The organism is Streptomyces sp. NBC_01352 (assembly GCF_036237295.1).
GTDB lineage: Bacteria > Actinomycetota > Actinomycetes > Streptomycetales > Streptomycetaceae > Streptomyces > Streptomyces plumbiresistens.
Genome location: NZ_CP108354.1, coordinates 9,479,635 through 9,496,156, shown reverse-complemented (window position 1 = coordinate 9,496,156; position 16,522 = coordinate 9,479,635). Strand labels below are relative to the sequence as shown.

At 71.3% G+C, this 16,522-nt stretch carries 14 protein-coding genes; 9 read left to right on the top strand and 5 right to left on the bottom strand.

Going from position 1 to position 16,522, the window contains the following annotated elements; genetic code table 11:
* Positions 1–236: 236 nt before the first annotated feature.
* Positions 237–3,038 (top strand): beta-L-arabinofuranosidase domain-containing protein, encoded by a 2,802-nt coding sequence (locus OG252_RS43535; RefSeq protein WP_329343132.1) that lies wholly within the window; start codon positions 237–239, stop codon positions 3,036–3,038.
* Positions 3,039–3,050: 12 nt separating this feature from the next.
* Here the strand turns inward: OG252_RS43535 and OG252_RS43530 are convergent, their stop codons facing one another.
* Positions 3,051–3,836: a LysR family transcriptional regulator substrate-binding protein gene (locus OG252_RS43530; RefSeq protein WP_266444486.1), complete on the bottom strand. Its 786-nt coding sequence runs from the start codon at positions 3,834–3,836 to the stop codon at positions 3,051–3,053.
* Positions 3,837–3,894: 58 nt separating this feature from the next.
* Here OG252_RS43530 and OG252_RS43525 point away from each other — a divergent pair, with 58 nt between their 5' ends.
* Positions 3,895–4,284 (top strand): DUF5997 family protein, encoded by a 390-nt coding sequence (locus OG252_RS43525; RefSeq protein ID WP_266444483.1) that lies wholly within the window; start codon positions 3,895–3,897, stop codon positions 4,282–4,284.
* Between the two features lie 60 nt (positions 4,285–4,344).
* Positions 4,345–6,519, top strand: a complete 2,175-nt coding sequence (locus tag OG252_RS43520) for a TerD family protein (RefSeq protein ID WP_329343129.1) — start codon at positions 4,345–4,347, stop codon at positions 6,517–6,519.
* A 134-nt stretch (positions 6,520–6,653) separates the two neighbouring features.
* Here OG252_RS43520 and OG252_RS43515 read toward each other — a convergent pair whose 3' ends face one another.
* Entirely contained in the window at positions 6,654–7,514 is an 861-nt protein-coding gene (locus tag OG252_RS43515) for a fructosamine kinase family protein (protein ID WP_329343127.1), read from the bottom strand.
* Positions 7,511–8,434: a phosphotransferase family protein gene (locus OG252_RS43510; protein ID WP_329343125.1), complete on the bottom strand. Its 924-nt coding sequence runs from the start codon at positions 8,432–8,434 to the stop codon at positions 7,511–7,513. Before OG252_RS43510 ends, OG252_RS43515 begins: the two co-directional genes overlap by 4 nt.
* Before the next feature lie 198 nt (positions 8,435–8,632).
* On the opposite strand from OG252_RS43510, the gene OG252_RS43505 reads away from it, so the two are divergent.
* The 5 genes from OG252_RS43505 to OG252_RS43485 are packed head-to-tail and all read left to right on the top strand — an operon-like array spanning position 8,633 to position 14,012.
* Positions 8,633–9,967, top strand: coding sequence for a sugar ABC transporter substrate-binding protein (locus OG252_RS43505; RefSeq protein WP_329343123.1), 1,335 nt, complete (start codon positions 8,633–8,635; stop codon positions 9,965–9,967).
* Complete coding sequence (locus OG252_RS43500; protein ID WP_329343121.1) at positions 9,964–10,869, top strand: carbohydrate ABC transporter permease; 906 nt, start codon at positions 9,964–9,966, stop codon at positions 10,867–10,869. The genes OG252_RS43505 and OG252_RS43500 overlap by 4 nt, the downstream gene beginning before the upstream one ends.
* A complete protein-coding gene (locus tag OG252_RS43495) occupies positions 10,866–11,810 on the top strand; it encodes a carbohydrate ABC transporter permease (RefSeq protein WP_266444467.1) in 945 nt (314 codons plus the stop codon). The genes OG252_RS43500 and OG252_RS43495 overlap by 4 nt, the downstream gene beginning before the upstream one ends.
* Positions 11,811–11,856: 46 nt before the next feature.
* On the top strand, positions 11,857–12,765 hold the full coding sequence (locus OG252_RS43490; protein ID WP_329343118.1) for a 5-dehydro-4-deoxyglucarate dehydratase: 909 nt from the start codon (positions 11,857–11,859) through the stop codon (positions 12,763–12,765).
* Positions 12,762–14,012, top strand: coding sequence for a glucarate dehydratase family protein (locus OG252_RS43485; protein WP_329343116.1), 1,251 nt, complete (start codon positions 12,762–12,764; stop codon positions 14,010–14,012). Before OG252_RS43490 ends, OG252_RS43485 begins: the two co-directional genes overlap by 4 nt.
* On the opposite strand, the gene OG252_RS43480 is transcribed toward OG252_RS43485, so the two are convergent.
* Positions 13,993–14,793: an alpha/beta fold hydrolase gene (locus tag OG252_RS43480; protein ID WP_329343115.1), complete on the bottom strand. Its 801-nt coding sequence runs from the start codon at positions 14,791–14,793 to the stop codon at positions 13,993–13,995. The two genes, OG252_RS43485 and OG252_RS43480, sit on opposite strands and share 20 nt — an antisense overlap.
* A gap of 83 nt (positions 14,794–14,876) precedes the next feature.
* Positions 14,877–15,836, bottom strand: a complete 960-nt coding sequence (locus tag OG252_RS43475) for an alpha/beta hydrolase (protein ID WP_329343113.1) — start codon at positions 15,834–15,836, stop codon at positions 14,877–14,879.
* A 181-nt stretch (positions 15,837–16,017) separates the two neighbouring features.
* On the opposite strand from OG252_RS43475, the gene OG252_RS43470 reads away from it, so the two are divergent.
* The gene (locus tag OG252_RS43470; protein ID WP_406491454.1) at positions 16,018–16,500 is read left to right on the top strand and encodes a MarR family winged helix-turn-helix transcriptional regulator; all 483 of its coding nucleotides are present in this window, start codon (positions 16,018–16,020) and stop codon (positions 16,498–16,500) included.
* Positions 16,501–16,522 lie beyond the last annotated feature (22 nt).

Genomic DNA, 16,522 nt, shown 5'->3' with positions numbered 1-16,522 from the left:
ATTCTGCCACCGGGGGCGCCGCCACGGGCCCACGTCGCGGGGTCGCGACGGGCATCACCGAAACCGACATCCACGCCGACGCCCCGTCCAGCGGCCGGAATTGACCACTCCAGACCCGTTGACGCTCCTCTGTCCCCTCCCTATCGTCTGGTCGATCACCCGCACGCAGTTCGATATGCCGAACGCTCGCTAACGCCCTTGAATGCCCGTGAACATGGCCCCGTGGAGGCGCACCCATGGCACCGCCCCTCTCCAGACGGCACCTTTTCCAGGCCGCGGCGCTCGCCGCGGTCACCCCGGCGATCTCGTACGCCGCGACCGGCCGGGCCGTCGCCGCAGTCTCGGAGGAACCGTCCGTGTGGACCGTACGGCCCTTCGCGCTCGAGGACGTGAAGCTGGAGCAGGGCGTCTTCGCCGACAAGCGGCAGCTGATGCTCGACCATGCCCGTGGCTACGACGTGAACCGGCTGCTCCAGGTCTTTCGCGCCAACGCCGGTCTCGCCACGGGCGGCGCGGTCGCCCCCGGCGGCTGGGAGGGCCTGGACGGTGAGGCCAACGGCAACCTGCGCGGCCACTACACCGGCCACTTCCTGACCATGCTGTCCCAGGCGTACGCCGGCACCGGCGAGCAGGTCTTCGTCGACAAGATCCGCACCATGGTCGAGGCGCTGACCGAGGTGCGCGAGGCGTTGCGCCGTGACCCGGTCGTCCTGAACTCCCCCGGGAAGTTCGGGACTTCGGCGGAGAACGTGCGCGGCTCGTACCAGTACGTCGATCTCCCGGCCGGAGTCCTCGGCGGCGCCTCGGCGATCACCCTGTCCGCCTGGGTCAGGCCCACGCACGACGCCAACTGGACGCGGATCTTCGACTTCGGCGACAACACCACGCGTTACCTGTATCTGGCCGCGCGCAACGCGAACGGCGTGCCCCGCTTCGCCATCACGACGAGCGGACCCGGCGGCGAGCAGGGACTCGACGGCACCGTCGCCCTGCCGCTGAACCAGTGGAGCCATCTGGCGGTGACGATCGCGGGCGGCACCGGCACGCTGTACGTCAACGGGACGGCCGTCGCGCGGAACACGTCGATGTCCCTCACGCCGGCGGCCCTCGGCACGCTCGCCAACAACTGGCTCGGCCGCTCGAACTACTCCGGCGACCCGGTCTTCGCGGGCGCCTACGACGAGTTCGACGTCTGGTCGCGCGCCCTGACCGCCGGCGAGATCACCCAGCTCCAGACCGCGCGAGCCGCCGACGCCTCGACGGGCCGCGGCGACCTGGCCTCGTACGCCTTCGACGAGACGACCGGCGGGACCTTCGCCGACGCCTCCGGCCGTGGCCTCACCGCCACTCTGCGCCGCACCTGGGGCGGGCCCAGCCATCCCGGGTTCCTGGCGGCGTACCCGGAGACCCAGTTCATCGACCTGGAGTCGAGGACCAGCCCCGACTACACCAAGGTGTGGGCGCCCTACTACACCGCGCACAAGATCCTCAGGGGTCTCCTGGACGCGCACAGCGCCACCGACGACGCACGGGCGCTGGACCTCGCGTCCGGCTTGTGCGACTGGATGTACGCCCGGCTGTCCAAGCTGCCCGACGCCACCCTCCAGCGGATGTGGGGCATCTTCTCCAGCGGCGAGTTCGGCGGCATCGTCGAGGCGATCGTCGACCTGCACGCGCTCACCGGAAAGGCCGAACACCTCGCGCTGGCCAGGCTGTTCGACCTCGACAAGCTCATCGACGCGTGCGCCGCGAACACCGACATCCTCGACGGCCTGCACGCCAACCAGCACATCCCGATCTTCACCGGGCTGGTCCGGCTGTACGACGCGACGGGCGAGGAGCGCTACCTCACCGCCGCGAAGAACTTCTGGGGCATGGTCGTACCGGGACGCATGTACGGCATCGGCGGCACCAGCACCGCGGAGTTCTGGAAGGCCTCCGGGGTGATCGCGGGGACGATCAGCACGACGACCGCCGAGACCTGCTGCGCGTACAACCTGCTGAAGCTCAGCCGGATGCTGTTCTTCCACGAGCAGTCCCCGAAGTACATGGACTACTACGAGCGGGCCCTCTACAACCAGGTGCTCGGCTCCAAGCAGGACAGGGCGGACGCGGAGAAACCGCTCGTCACGTACTTCATCGGCCTCACGCCCGGTCATGTGCGGGACTACACGCCCAAGCAGGGCACGACCTGCTGCGAGGGCACGGGCATGGAGAGCGCGACGAAGTACCAGGACTCGGTGTACTTCAAGAAGGCCGACGGCACCGCCCTGTACGTCAACCTCTACAGCCCGTCCACACTGACCTGGGCGGAGAAGGGCGTCACGGTCACCCAGACCACCGCCTATCCGGCGGAGCAGGGGACCACGCTGAGGATCCAGGGCAGCGCCGCCTTCGCGCTTCGGCTGCGCGTGCCGTCCTGGGCGAGTGCCGGGTTCCGGGTCACGGTCAACGGGCGGGCGGTGTCCGGTACTCCGACTCCCGGGAGCTACTTCACCGTGTCCCGGACGTGGCGCTCCGGCGACACCGTGCGCGTCGCCATTCCCTTCCGGCTGCGCGTGGAGAAGGCCCTCGACGACCCGTCGCTGCAGACCCTCTTCTACGGTCCGGTCAACCTCGTCGCCCGCAACCCGGCCACGGAGTACCTGCCGTTCGGCCTGTACCGCAACGCCGGCCTCTCCGGCGACCTGCTGCCCACCCTCACTCCCGTGGCGGGCAAGCCGCTCCACTACACCCTGGACGGCACCGAGTTCGCCCCGTTCTCCGAGGGGACGGAGGACCCGACGCACGCCTACTTCCGGCGCTCCGAACCCCGCGTGGTCCTCGGCACCGTCGACTCCGGCGTGGCCAATCCGGCGAAGGCCGACGGCACGACACTGCTGGACGAGATCTGGGCCGCGGCGCCGTTCGCGGGCAAGGGGGCGCTGGTGTCCCGGGTGCGGTCGGTGGTGGACGCGTGGGTGTCCGCCGGGCTGCTCGCCCGGGCCGACGGCGACAAGGTGGTGAGTACGGCGGGGAAGGCGTCCTTCGCGGCCTGACGGCGCCGCGGGTTACGACCGGCGGCGCGGCTTGCCGCGGCGGGCGCCCTGGGAGCCGCCCGCACCGCGGGCGCCGCCGGAACCGCCGCGGGAGCCCTTGCCGGTCGGCTTGCCCGCGGCCGGTTTGCGGCCGCCGCCCTTCTGTTCGGCCCGCTTGCGCTCCGGGCGGGCCTCGGGCTCCGGCTTGGTACGCCCGCGGGTGCTGTTGGCCGTCCGTCCGCGGACGATGCCGATGAAGTCCTCGACCAGGTCGGTGGTCGCGTCCTCGGGCCAGGCCAGGGCGACGCCGGACTGGGGGGCGTCCACGAGGGTGCGGTAGGTGAGGTCCTTGCGGTGGTGCAGACGGGCCACGGACTGGGGGACGGCCAGGAGACCGATGCCCGCCGCCACGAGTTCGACGGCGTCCTCGGTCGTGGCGGGGCGTTCCAGGGCGGGCTGCCCGGGGGGCCGCTCCCAGCCGAGGACGTCGTCCAGGGGGTGCAGCAGGATCTCGTCGGCGAGATCCTCGGCGGACAACTCGTCCACCGCCGTGACGAGGTGGTCCTTGGGGGCCACGACGACGGTCGTCTCTTCGTAGAGGGGGATCGCGCTGAAGACCGTACGGTCGACCGGGAGCCGTACCAGCGCCGCGTCGGCGTCGCCGGCCCGCAGCACATCGGATGCCTCGGCGGCCGGCACCGCGACCAGCTCCAGCGGAACGCCCGGCAGGCGCTCCTGCCAGATCCGCACCCACTTGCCGGGGGTCACTCCGGGGACGTATGCGAGCCGGAACGAAGGGGATGCCGCAGAGCCTGTCACCACGCCAGGCTACCCGCCGTGGTCGGACGTCTCGCGCGCGGTCGATAGTCTGGACACCATGAAGTCGCACCAGACCACCCAGACGATGAAGCCCGCGACCGCGGCGAAGAAGCTGGGTGTGTACCTCCCGGCCACCCCTCAGGAGTTCCAGGACGGGGTCGTCACCCGCTCCGAGCTGAACGAGCTCCAGGCGAACCCGCCCGCGTGGCTGCAGGAGCTGCGCAGCACCGGCCCGCACCCCCGCCCGGTCGTCGCGGCGAAGCTCGGCGTCTCCATCGCCGGCCTGGCGCGCGGCGGCGTCACGGAGCCGCTGACCACCGAGCAGATCGAGGCGCTCAAGCAGGACCGGCCCGAGTGGCTGGAGAAGGAGCGCGCCACCCAGGCCGAGGTGCGCCAGGAAGCGGTGCGCATCAAGGAGAAGAAGGCCGAGCAGGACCAGCGCTCCTGACTCGAACACCGGTCGAAAACTCCGGTGCGGTGGCCTGCGCCGCTCTGCGATCATCCCGGAATGGTCGAGAGTCTGGAACCGCTGGTCGTCCGGCACACCCATCGCCTGCCCTCCCCCACCGGTCCGGCCGGTGAGGGCGAGGTCGCGGCGCGGCAGTTCGACGCCGCGCTGATGTCCGTCGGCTTCAAGCTGTCGGCACCGCTGCTGCGGCACCTGTCCGGGCTGTCGGAGGCCACGGTCGTCGACACCGCCGTACGCACCCTGCGCACGGTCCGCGAGATGGTCGGCGACCACGTCGAGCACAACGTCTACTTCGTCGACTTCCCGGCCAACGTGCCGGACACCTTCGACTTCTGGATGCGCTGCATCACCGAGGCCCTCGACGACAGCAAGGCGCGCCCCGGCGTGCTCGAGCAGCTGCGCCAGGGGGTGGTGAACCTGCTCACCCTCCCGTCGTACGGCCGCTACCAGCACACCTACGCCGAGCTGCTCGCCGCCCACGACGAGCTGATCGCCGCGGCGGGCGACCGGATGACGGTGCTGCATCTCGGCGGCGCGCTCGACGACGAGGTCACCGGCCTGTACCTGGCGCTGGCCGGCAGCGCGACGCCGCTGGGCGAGGAGGGGCTGAGCGACCTGAAGGCGCTCGCGGGGCACTGCGCGAGCGGGCCCCAGCCGGAGGCGATACCGGTCCGGGAGAACCGTGCGGTGGTCAACGAGGCCCGGCTGAAGGTGGGCGCGGACCTGCTCCTGGACACCGTGACCGACGTGCTGCGCCTGGCGTGCGCGCTGTCGGGCGGTGACGTGACCCTTCAGGAGCCGACGCGGTTCCGGGCGCTGTCGCGTCCCGTCCGTCGCGCGCTGCTCGCCGGTCTGGACGGCGTCGTCGCCGCGGCCGAGGCCAAGCTCGCCGACGTCCACGCGCACCGCGAGGAGTTCAAGCGCCTCGGTGAGCGGCTGCATCCGCACGAGTACCCGCGGTGGCCGCACGCCGCCGAGGTGTTCGCCGTCGCCCGCGGCGAGCTGACGGCGCGGTCCTTCGACAGCCGGGTCGAGGAGCTGCTCGGCGCGGGTGACGTGGTCGCGGCGGCCGCGTTGCTGAAGTCCGCTCCGGGCAAGCTGCTCCGGGCACTGGACCGGCTGCTGCGTACGGCCGCCGACGAGGAGGAGGAGCGGGAGGCTGTCGTGGCCGCCGTCGAGGAGGTCGTCGGCTCGGTCGCCGGCCGGGTCGTGCTGTCGGTGCGCGAGCACCTGCACAACCGCGCCGACGAGCCCGGTCACCGGCGGGTCTTCATCAACCGGATGGGCCGTGCCTGGGTCGCCGCCGAGGACCGCCCGCCCCTGCCGGCACCGGAACGGGACCGTCTGATCGCCGCGCTCGACGCGGAGACCCGCCGCCGGCTCCCCGCTCCGGGGCACCTCTTGGTCGACCCGGACGTCCTCGACGTGGCGCTGCCGCTCAGCGGCAAGGCGACCGCGGCGGGCCTCGGCGTGCTGCCGCGCGGCTCGGTCTCCCCGGTCGACGGCGAGCTGCTGCGCTTCTTCGTGTACTGGAAGCAGACCGAGCGGACCACCGACTACGACCTGTCGGCGCTGATGCTGGGGGCCGACTACGAGACGGTCTCCTGGCTGTCGTACACGAACCTCTCCGCCGTGGACGGCGAGCACTCCGGCGACATCGTCGACGCGCCCGAAGGGGCCTCGGAGTTCATCAACCTGCGGCTCGGCGCCGTACAGGGCACCTTCATCGTGCCGCAGGTCAACCTCTTCTCCGGGGAGGGCTTCGAGGAGGTCGAGGAGTCGTTCTTCGGGTTCATGCTGCGGGACGGCGAGCAGAAGGGCCGTCCGTTCGAGGCGCGCACGGTGCGGATGAAGTCGGAGCTGCGCGGCCCCGGCCGGGTGGCGCTGCCGCTGGCCTTCCTGCGGGGCGAGGACGGCCGGTGGCGGGCCAAGTGGCTGCATCTGTACCTGAAGGGCACCCCGACGTCGAACCGGGTCGAAGGCAACCGGGTCTCGGTCGCCACGCTGCTGCGCGGCATCGTCGAGCGCGAGCAGCTGACGGTGCGGTACCTCACGGAGCTGATGGCCGACGCCACCACCGGCACGACGGTGTGGGACGGCACGTCCGTGCCGGAGGGGCCCGTCACGTACATCGGTCTGGAACGCCCTGAGGGGCTGCACCCGGACTCCCGGATCGTCACGCTCGAAAATCTGCGCGACCTGATCCCCGAGTGACTGCTAGCGTTGACCACGGCGAGGCCATGAAGGGGCTTCCTTCTCACACTCCTATTGAAATTAGTCCCTTCGCTTTCCTCGCTCTGGACTTCACGCCGGAAGGCGTTGTTCGTACGACGGCCCTGGCGCGCGGATCAGCGCGCCAGGGCCGTTCGTGCTTGTGCCAGGGCCTGTTCGGCGTAGCCGCGGCCGAAGAGCACGGCGTGCACCAGGAGCGGGAAGAGCTGGTGCAGGCCGATGCGGTCCGTCCAGCCGTGGGCGAGCGGCGCCGCCTGCTGGTAGCCGTCCAGCACCCGGTCCAGGTGGGGGCAGCCGAAGAGGTGGAGCATCGCGAGGTCGGTCTCGCGGTGGCCGCCGTGCGCGGCCGGGTCGATCAGCCGGGCCTCGCCGTCGTCGCCCCACAGGACGTTGCCGTTCCACAGGTCGCCGTGCAGCCGGGCGGGTGGTTCGGGTGGGCCAGCGAGCTCGGGCAGGCGCGCGCAGACCTCTTCGATCACGGCCGCCTCGACGGGGCGGACGGTTCCGTCGTCCACCGCGCGGCGCAGGTAGGGCAGCACCCGGTACTCGGCGTACCAGGACGGCCAGTCGCCGCCGTCGGTGTTCCGCATCGGGGCGAGTCCGATGTACGCGTCCCTCGGGCCGCCGGGCGGCGGGGCGCCGAACGCGGGGGCCCCGGCGGCGTGCAGGGCGGCGAGATCGCGGCCGAACCGGACCGCCGCGGCGGCGGTGGGCCGGCCTTGCGGAACCCGGTCGATCACCAGCCGACGTCCCTCGTGACCGTGCACCGCCGGGACACGGACCGCGCTCGCCTCGGCCAGCCAGCGCAGCCCGGCCGCCTCGGCCTCGACCGCGCGGGGCTCCTCCCCCAGCTTCACCATGACCACCCGGCCGCCGTCGAGGGTGACTTCGGCGAGTGTTCCGGACAGCGGGCGCACCGCGGTGACCGGGCGCCCGGTGAGGCGCGCCGCCACGTCACCGGGCCCCTGGTGCGTCACGCCGTACCGAACCATGCCTCGGCGAGCGAGGCGGGCGTTCCGTCGGAGGGCGCGCGCAGTTCGCGCAGGTACCAGGGCAGGTTGCTGTACACGTGCAGCAGTGTGTACGCGAGCAGGTCGGCGGGCTCGAAGGCGTGGCCGTACGAGGCGGTCAGGCGGGCCAGCAGTCGGGGGTCGCCGCGGGTGACGAAGAGGCCGACGCCGACGAAGTCGTAGGCCCGGTCGCCGATCATGGCCGGCTCGAAGTCGAAGAGGCCGGTCAGCCGGCGGCCCTCGGGGTCGACGAGGAAGTGCTGGGCCATGACCTCGGTGTGCAACAGGGCGGGCCGCGGGGCGCGGGGAAGGGCGACCGAGGCGAGGAAGCCGGGGATCTGCTCCAGCCACGCGGCCGGCAGCCCGTGCCGGCGCTGCTGTTCCACGGCGGCCGCGCGGCGACGGTCCAGGAACGCGCCCCAGTCCCCGGGCCCGAGGACGTCCGTGAGGGGTGCGGGGTCGAGGGCGTGGAGCACGGCGAGGGTCTCGCCGATGTCGGCGACGAACCGTTCCTGGTCGGCGCGCGGCAGCCGTCCCCAGACCTGGGCCAGGTTCTCGCCGTGCAGGCGGGACATCAGGACGTACTGCCAGCCGTTCTCGTACGGGCCGACGTCGTGCACCCGGGGGGTGGGCACGGGCAGCAGTCCCTGGAGGTGGGACAGGACGCGGCCCTCGGCGATGCCGTCCTGGGCGGCGGCCGCGGGGAAGAGCTTGAGGACGAGGTCGTCGCCCACCGCGTAGACCGGCTGTGTCCCCTCGGTGAAGCGGGTCAGTGGTGCGCCGGCCAACCCGAGTCGTGCGCACAGATCCTGCGCGCCGGCCCGCATGACCGTCTCGTCCGGGACGACCGCGTCCCATTCCTCGTCCGTTTCCACCAGGGGCAGCACGCCGGAGACGGTAGGCGGCCGGCTCGCCGGTGACAACGCGTTTTCGTCGGGAGCGGGTCCGACGACCGCCGCCCCGGCCTGTGTGTGGCGCTGGTGAAATGTTTCAGCAATGTATTGACATGCGGGTGAAACGATTCGTAGCTTGGGCGATCATTTAGATTCGTGAAGCAAGTTCACGGATATGAACGGAGAGTGCCCATGGGCGATCGCCGACGAAGTCGCCGCCTGGCTACCACCCTGACCGTCGCGGGTTTGGTATTCGGAACGGCCGCCTGTGGCTCCGGTTCCGACAGCACCGATTCCGGTGGCCCGAACACCCTGGAGGTGTGGACCCGGAGCAATCCGGACGCCGCCGCGACCTACGACCGTGTCTTCGCCGCCTTCACCAAGAAGACCGGAATCAAGATCGACTATCAGCCGGTGGTCAACTTCGACCAGCAGCTGCAGAGCCGGGCGTCCACCAAGGACCTGCCGGACGTCATGATCAACGACACGGCTCTGATGGGCAGTTACCAGAGCCAGGGCCTGCTCAAGCCCATCACCCCGGACGCGATCGCGGGCCACGCCCAGATCACCGCCAAGACCTGGTCCTCCACGGTGGGCGTCGACGGCAAGCACTACGGCATCCCGTACTCCCGCCAGGCCCAGACCCTGATGATCCGCAAGGACTGGCTGCGGAAACTCGGTCTCGAGGCGCCCACGACCTGGCAGGAGATGCTCCGGGTCGCCAAGGCCTTCGCCACCGAGGACCCGGACGGCGACGGCAAGGCCGACACCTACGGCATGGTCGTCCCCGGCAGCGCCCAGAACGGCTACGCCGCCTGGTGGGGCGCCAGCTACCTGTGGCAGGGCGGCGCGCGGATCATCGAGCCGGACGGCGACGGCCGCTACCGCCCCGCCATGGACTCGGCCGCCGCCGTACGGACCGTCACCTGGCTGAAGGACAACCTCTTCTGCGGCGCCAAGAACGTCGTCCAGCCGGGTGCCCTCACGGCCGTCACCGCGAACGCCACCAACTTCCAGGACGGCAACGCGGGCATGTACCTCACCGGCCCGTACAACATCACCACCTTCGACGCCACGCCCGGCAAGGACACGTACGAGGTCGTGGCCGCCCCCGCAGGGCCCGCCGGGTCCGACGTGCTGGCCGACGGCGAGAACGTCTACTTCGGCGCCAGGACCGGCAAGGCGAGGCAGGAGCACGCGCTGGCCGCGTTCCTGATCTCTCCCGAGGGCCAGCGGATCGCCATGACCAGCGTCGACGGCCACCAGCCGGTCGTCCGCATCCCCGTCAACTCCGCCCTGGACGCGGCGACGGTGCGCGACGACCCCCGCTGGAGCGTCGTGCAGAAGGCCTACGAGGACGCCTCTCAGCAGTTCCCGAACGCGCCGGACTTCGCCCCGATCAAGCAGGACACCGCGGACAGCCTCAACGCGATCTTCACGTACTGCGGCAGCGACGTCGCCTCGGGCCTGAAGGAACTCAACGACACCCTCGCCGGAGACCTCAAGGACCAGGACCTGCTGAAATGACCGCGACCCTCACCACGCCCCGGCGGCGCAGAGTCCTCGCCAAGAGGTCGGTGCTCCCCTGGCTGTTCCTCGCCCCCGGCCTGCTGCTCGCCCTGGTCTTCAAGTTCCTGCCCATGGGCAAGGGCATCTGGCTCAGCTTCTTCGACGTACGGCCCTTCCTCGGTGACAAGTGGGTCGGCCTCGACAACTACACCCGGGTCCTGACCGACCACCGCTTCCAGGACGCGATCGGCCACACCCTCCTGCTCGGCCTCGGCCAGTCGCTGGGCGCCATCCTCGTCGGCTTCCTCCTGGCCCTGCTCCTCGAGGGCCAGGCCCGCTCCCTGAAGATCATGCGTACGGCCGTCTTCCTGCCGGTCGTCACGGCGACCGCGGTGGTCGGCGAGATGTGGCGGCTGCTGTACTACCCGACCTCCGACGGCCTGATCAACCACGGTCTGAGCTTCCTCGGGCTCGGGCCCGCGCAGTTCCTCGACAACCCGGACACCGCGCTGTGGGCGACGATGGTCATGGCCGTCTGGATGCTAGCCCCGTACAACATGGTGATCATCCTCGCCGGCCTGGCGGGCGTGGACCGGACCCTGTACGAGGCGGCCGCGATGGACGGCGTCTCGCTGTCGCAGCGGCTGCGTCATGTGACGCTGCCCGCGATCCGTCCCGCGCTGGGCATCGTCCTGACCCTCGCCGCGATCCGCGGGCTGCGGGTGTTCACCGAGGTGTACGTCCTGACCGGCGGCGGTCCTGCCGGGTCCACCGAGGTCTGGATGACCCGCGCCTACACCCTCGGCTTCACCCGCAACGACATCGGCGGGGCCTCCGCGGCCTCGGTGGTGCTGCTCTGCGTGACCCTGCTGCTGACCGTCACGGTCAACTACTTCCGCAAGAGGGGAGACGTGCGATGAGCGCACCCGCCATCGACCCCGTCCGCACGTCCGTGCCCGGATCACCGGCCGGGAAGCCCTCGCTCAAGCAGCGGGCCACCCCCGCCCGCTTCGACACCGCCCTCGGCTGGAGCGACCGTCCGGGCGTGGGCTGGGCGTTGCGCATCCTGCTCTGCGCGATCGCCCTCGGCATCTTCGCGGCACCGTTCCTGACGATCGTCTCCGGTGCCTTCACCACGCACGCCAGCGGCTCCTCGCTCTCCTTCCTCCCGCACGACAGCACGCTGCAGAACTTCAAGGTGGCCGGCGAGCGCGGGATCTGGGACTACTTCACCAACTCCCTCGTCATAGCGGGCGGCGCGCTGCTGCTCCAGCTCGCGGTGTCGGTGCTCGCCGCGTACGCGCTGGCCCGGCACAGGTTCCGTGGCCAGGCCCTCGTGCTGACCCTGTTCATGCTGACGATGATGCTCCCCGAGGAGGTCATCGCGATCCCGCTGTCCCTGGTCCTCGGTCATGTCCCGGTGGTCGGCCTGGACCTGAAGGGGACGGCGTGGGGTGTGATCCTGCCGCTCGGCGCCTGGGGCTTCTCCGTGATGCTGCTGACCGAGTTCATGAAGGACATCCCCACGGAGATAGAGGAGGCCGCCCGGCTGGACGGCGTGGGCGAGTTCCGGATGCTGTGGCAGGTGGTCCTGCCGCTGTGCAAGCCCGCCCTCGGCGTGGCCGGGGTGCTGGGCTTCGTCATGATCTGGGACCAGTACCTGCTGCCCCTGATCGCCTCCAAGGACCCCACCGACTACACGGTCACCGTCGCCCTGTCCATCCTGCGCACCGACCCCGAGGTCGGCTCCGGGGTGGTGCTGGCCGGGGCGGTCATCGCCCTGATCCCCAGCCTGATCGTCTACCTGCTCCTCCAGCGCTCGCTGGTCACCGGCATCGCCGCCGGCGCCACCAAGGGCTGATCCCGTCGAGGACCCGAACCCCCCACACCCCAGTTACGAGGGAGACATGAAGTTCCACGGAGTGCTGTTCTTCCCGGTCACGCCGTTCGCCGCGGACGGCTCGCTGGACGAGGAGCGGCTCGCCCGGCACATCGAGGCCGGAGTCGCGGCCGGCGCGGGCGGCGTGTTCGTCGCCTGCGGCACCGGCGAGTTCCACGCGTTGACGCCCGAGGAGATCGAGCGGGCGACCCGGATCGCCGTGGCGACGACCGCGGGGCGGGTGCCCGTCCTCGCGGCGGCCGGCGGTCCCGTACCGGTCGCCCGCGACCAGGCGGCCCGCATCGAACGCGCCGGCGCCGACGGCATCCTGCTGCTGCCGCCCTATCTGGTGAGCGCCCCGCAGCAGGGCCTGGTGCGGTACGTCAAGGAGGTCACCGAGGCCACCGGCCTGCCCGTCGTCTTCTACCAGCGCGGCACGGCCCGCCTCACCGAGTCGACCGCCGCCGAGATCGCCGCCCTGCCCGGGGTCGTCGGCCTCAAGGACGGGCTCGGCGACATCGAACGGATGCACCGCATCGTCCGGGCCGTGCGCGCCCTGCCGGACGGGCAGGACTTCCAGTTCTTCAACGGCCTGCCCACCGCCGAGATGACCGCACCCGCCTACCGCGGCATCGGCGTCGACCTGTACTCCTCCGCCGTCTTCGCCTTCGCCCCTCAGATCGCCCTGGCCTTCCACCGGGCCCTCGGGGAGAGGGACGAGGCGCTGGTCAACACGCTCCTGGACGAGTTCTACGGCCCACTGGTCCAGCTGCGTGACGAGGTCCCCGGATACGCCGTGGCCCTGGTCAAGGCCGGGGTGACCCTGCGCGGCCTGGACGTGGGCGGCGTACGGGCGCCGCTGGTCGACCCGACGCCGGAGCACGTCGCCCGGCTCGCGAAACTCATCGACCACGGCCTGGAGGTGGTCGGCGCATGAAGCCCACCAGGATCAGGGAGCTGATCGTCACCCCGATCGCCTTCCGCGACCCTCCGCTGCTCAACTCCAACGGCGTCCACGAGCCCCTCGCCCTGCGCGTGATCCTCCAACTCGTTCTGGAGGACGGCACGGTGGGCCTCGGTGAGTCACCGGGTGGCACCGCCCGTCTGGAGCGGCTTCGGGCGGCGGCGAAGGTGGTCGTCGGCATGGACGTCTTCGACACGACGGCCGTCGCGGCCGCGATCGACGCCGCCCTGCTGCCGACCGTGCCCAGCTCCCACGAACGCGGCTGGACCACCTCCGCGGTGGAGGTGGCCTGCCTCGACGCACAGGGCAGGCTGCTCGGGCGGCCGGTCGTCGACCTGCTCGGCGGCGCGGTGCGGGAGTCGGTGCCGTTCGCGGCGTACCTCTTCTACAAGTGGGCCGAACACCCGGCTCTCGACGGCCGGGCCGCCGTCGGCGACGACTGGGGGGAGGCGCTGGATCCGGCGGGGATCGTCGAGCAGGCCCGGCTGATGCAGCAGCGGTACGGTTTCGGCTCGTTCAAGCTCAAGGGCGGGGTCTTCCCGCCCGACGAGGAGATCGCCGCGATCAAGGCGCTGGCGGAGGCGTTCCCCGGGCAGCCGTTGCGGCTGGACCCCAACACCGCCTGGACGGTCAAGACGTCGACGTACGTCGCCCGTGAACTGGACGGCGTGCTGGAGTACCTGGAGGACCCGACCAAGGGCATCCCCGGCATGGCTCAGGTCGCGCGGGACTCGCCGCTGCCGCTCGCGACCAACATGTGCGTGATCGCCTGGGAACACCTCAAGCCGGCGATCGAGCAGGACGCGATCCAGGTCCTGCTCACCGACCACCACTACTGGGGCGGACTGCGCCGCACCCGTGAACTGGCCGCCGTCTGCGAGGCGTTCGGGCTCGCGCTGTCCATGCACTCCAACTCCCACCTGGGCATCAGCCTCGCCGCGATGACCCACGTGGCGGCCGCCCTCCCCAACCTCGACCACTCCTGCGACACGCACTATCCGTGGAACTCGGCCGACGACGTGATCGTCCCGGGGGCGCTGGAGTTGCGCGACGGAGCGGTCGAAGTGCCGACCGGGCCCGGTCTCGGCGTGGAACTCGACCACGACGCCCTGGACCGGCTGCACCGGTTGTACGTGGACTCCGGGATGCGCAGCCGCGACGACACCGGCTACATGCGGCGGATCCAGCCGGAGTACGAGCTCAGACTGCCGCGTTGGTGACGGAGTCCGCCCAGTCCTCGACGAGGCGGACGGTGCGCCGCGGGTGTTCCTCGTGGAGGTAGTGCCCGGTTCCCGGCCAGTGGTCGACGCGTGAACCGGGCACGTGCAGGGTGCCGCGTTCCCAGGCGGCGGCCTCGGCCGACGTCCATACGGTCAGCGCCGGCCGGGTGCGGTGGCTCAGGTACCGCTCGCTGTGCGGGCGTACGCCCACCGCTCCCGGGTCGGTGTACATCCCGGCGTAGGCCTGGGCGACGACGTGGTCGGGTGTGCCGAGCATGGTGCGGACGTGCGCGGTGCGCAGCCCTGCCGGGGCGTTGGGGGCGAAGGCCGCGGCCACGAAGTCGGCCGCGGGGCGCGAGCCGCGGGCGCGGTAGTCGGCGAGCCGGGCCGGGATCCGCTCGGCCTCCTCGCCGTGGGCGCCGTGGGCGGGGTCGAGGGCGATCACCGACCGCACGGTGTGCGGGTGCTGGACGGCCAGCAGGTTGACGACCTGCCCGCCCATGGAGTGCCCGACCGCGACCACCGGGCCGGTGCCGAGCGCGTCGATCAGCGCGGCCAGGTCCGACGCCATCTCTGCCGGCGTGTTGCCCTCGGCCGGTACCTCTGAGCGGCCGTGTCCGCGCAGGTCGGGCACGACCACCCGGAATCGGTCGGCCAGCGCCTCCGCGTGCGGCGACCACTCCCGGCCGTCCCCGCCCCAGCCGTGCACCAGCAGCAGGGCGGTCGCGTCGGCGGCGCCGAGACCGGTGCAGAACAGGCGGATGCGGCCGAGGTCGATCACGGGTTGTTCTCCCGGGTGGATGAGGACGGAGGGGGCACGCTTCTCAGACGTGCCCCTGTTCCCTCGGGACCAACCAGCCGGTGTCAGGCGGTGCCGAGCGCCGTGCGCAACGTGCTGACGGCCTGGTTGATCGCGGCCTCGGCGGCGTGCGTCTCGCGCAGCGCGTTGAGCATCACGAAGTCGTGGATGATGCCCTGGTAGCGGACGGCGGTGACGGGGACGCCGGCCTGGCGCAGCTTGTTGGCGTAGGCCTCGCCCTCGTCGCGCAGGACGTCGGCCTCGCCGGTGATGACCAGGGCCGGGGGCAGTCCGGTGAGCTGCTCGGTGGTGGCCCGCAGCGGGGAGGCGGTGATCTCGGCGCGCTGTGCCTCGTCGGTCGTGTACTGGTCCCAGAACCACTGCATGCCGTCGCGGCGCAGGAAGTAGCCGGTGGCGAACTGGTGGTAGGAGCCGGTGTCGAAGGCGGCGTCGGTCACCGGGTAGAACAGCACCTGCTGCACCAGCGGCACATCGCCGCGCTCCTTGGCCATCAGCGTCAGCGCGGCGGTCATGTTGCCGCCGACCGAGTCACCGGCGACCGCGATGCGGGTGGCGTCCAGGCCCTTGGACGCGCCGTGCTGCACGACCCACTGGGCGACCGCGTAGTTCTGCTCGATGGCCACCGGGTAGCGGGCCTCGGGCGAGAGGTCGTACTCCGGGAAGACCACGGCGGCGTTCGCGCCCACGGCCAGTTCGCGGACCAGCCGGTCGTGGGTGTGGGCGTTGCCGAACACCCAGCCCGCGCCGTGGATGTAGACGATCACGGGCAGGGTCCCGGTGGCGCCCGCCGGCTTGACGATGCGGGCCCGGACACTGCCCGTCGGACCGCCCTCGACAGTGATCCACTCCTCGTCGATCTCCGGCTTCTCGATCTCGCCGGACTGCACCTCGTCGACGGCCTTGCGGCCCTCGGCGGGCGCCAGGTCGAAGAGGTAGGGCGGATTCGCGGTCGCCTCGGCGAAGGCCTGGGCGGCGGGCTCGAGAACCGGGCGGGTTTCGGTCATGACGATCTCCTCGGATCGGGTGCCGCGGTCAGACTCCGGCGGGGCTTCCGAAGCGGCGACACAGATGCACAGTAGCGCTCGATTCAGTCGTGCGCAACTTATTAGCACCCTAACTATTTGTGCTCTACTTATTAGAGGACGATAGAATCGAGAGGACTTCAAGATAGGGTGGTGAGCACCGATGACCAGCACAGAGACCAGGAGCCGAGCCGTGAGCACAGCCCCCGAACCGGCCGAAGGGTCGCTGCTCCTGGACGACCAGCTCTGCTTCGCGCTGTACGCCGCCTCCCGCGCGGTGACGGCGCGCTACCGGCCCCTGCTGGACGAGCTGGGGCTGACCTATCCGCAGTACCTGGTCATGCTCGTGCTGTGGGAGCGGGACTCGATCTCCGTGCGCGAGCTGGGCGCCTCGCTCCAGCTGGAGTCCAGCACGCTGTCGCCCCTGCTGAAGCGCCTGGAGGCGAACGGCCTCCTGCACCGCGAGCGGCGGCCGGACGACGAGCGCTCCGTCGCCATCCGCCTCAGCGAGGCCGGCGCCCGGCTCCGGGAACGGGCGGGTACGGTCCCCCTCGCCATCGGCGACGCCATGGGCCTGACCCCGGAGCAGGACGCCCTCGCCAAGCAGCTGCTCCGCCTGCTCACCTCGAACGTCAGCGCCGGCTGAGGCCACGCGGTGAGGGCGGAGC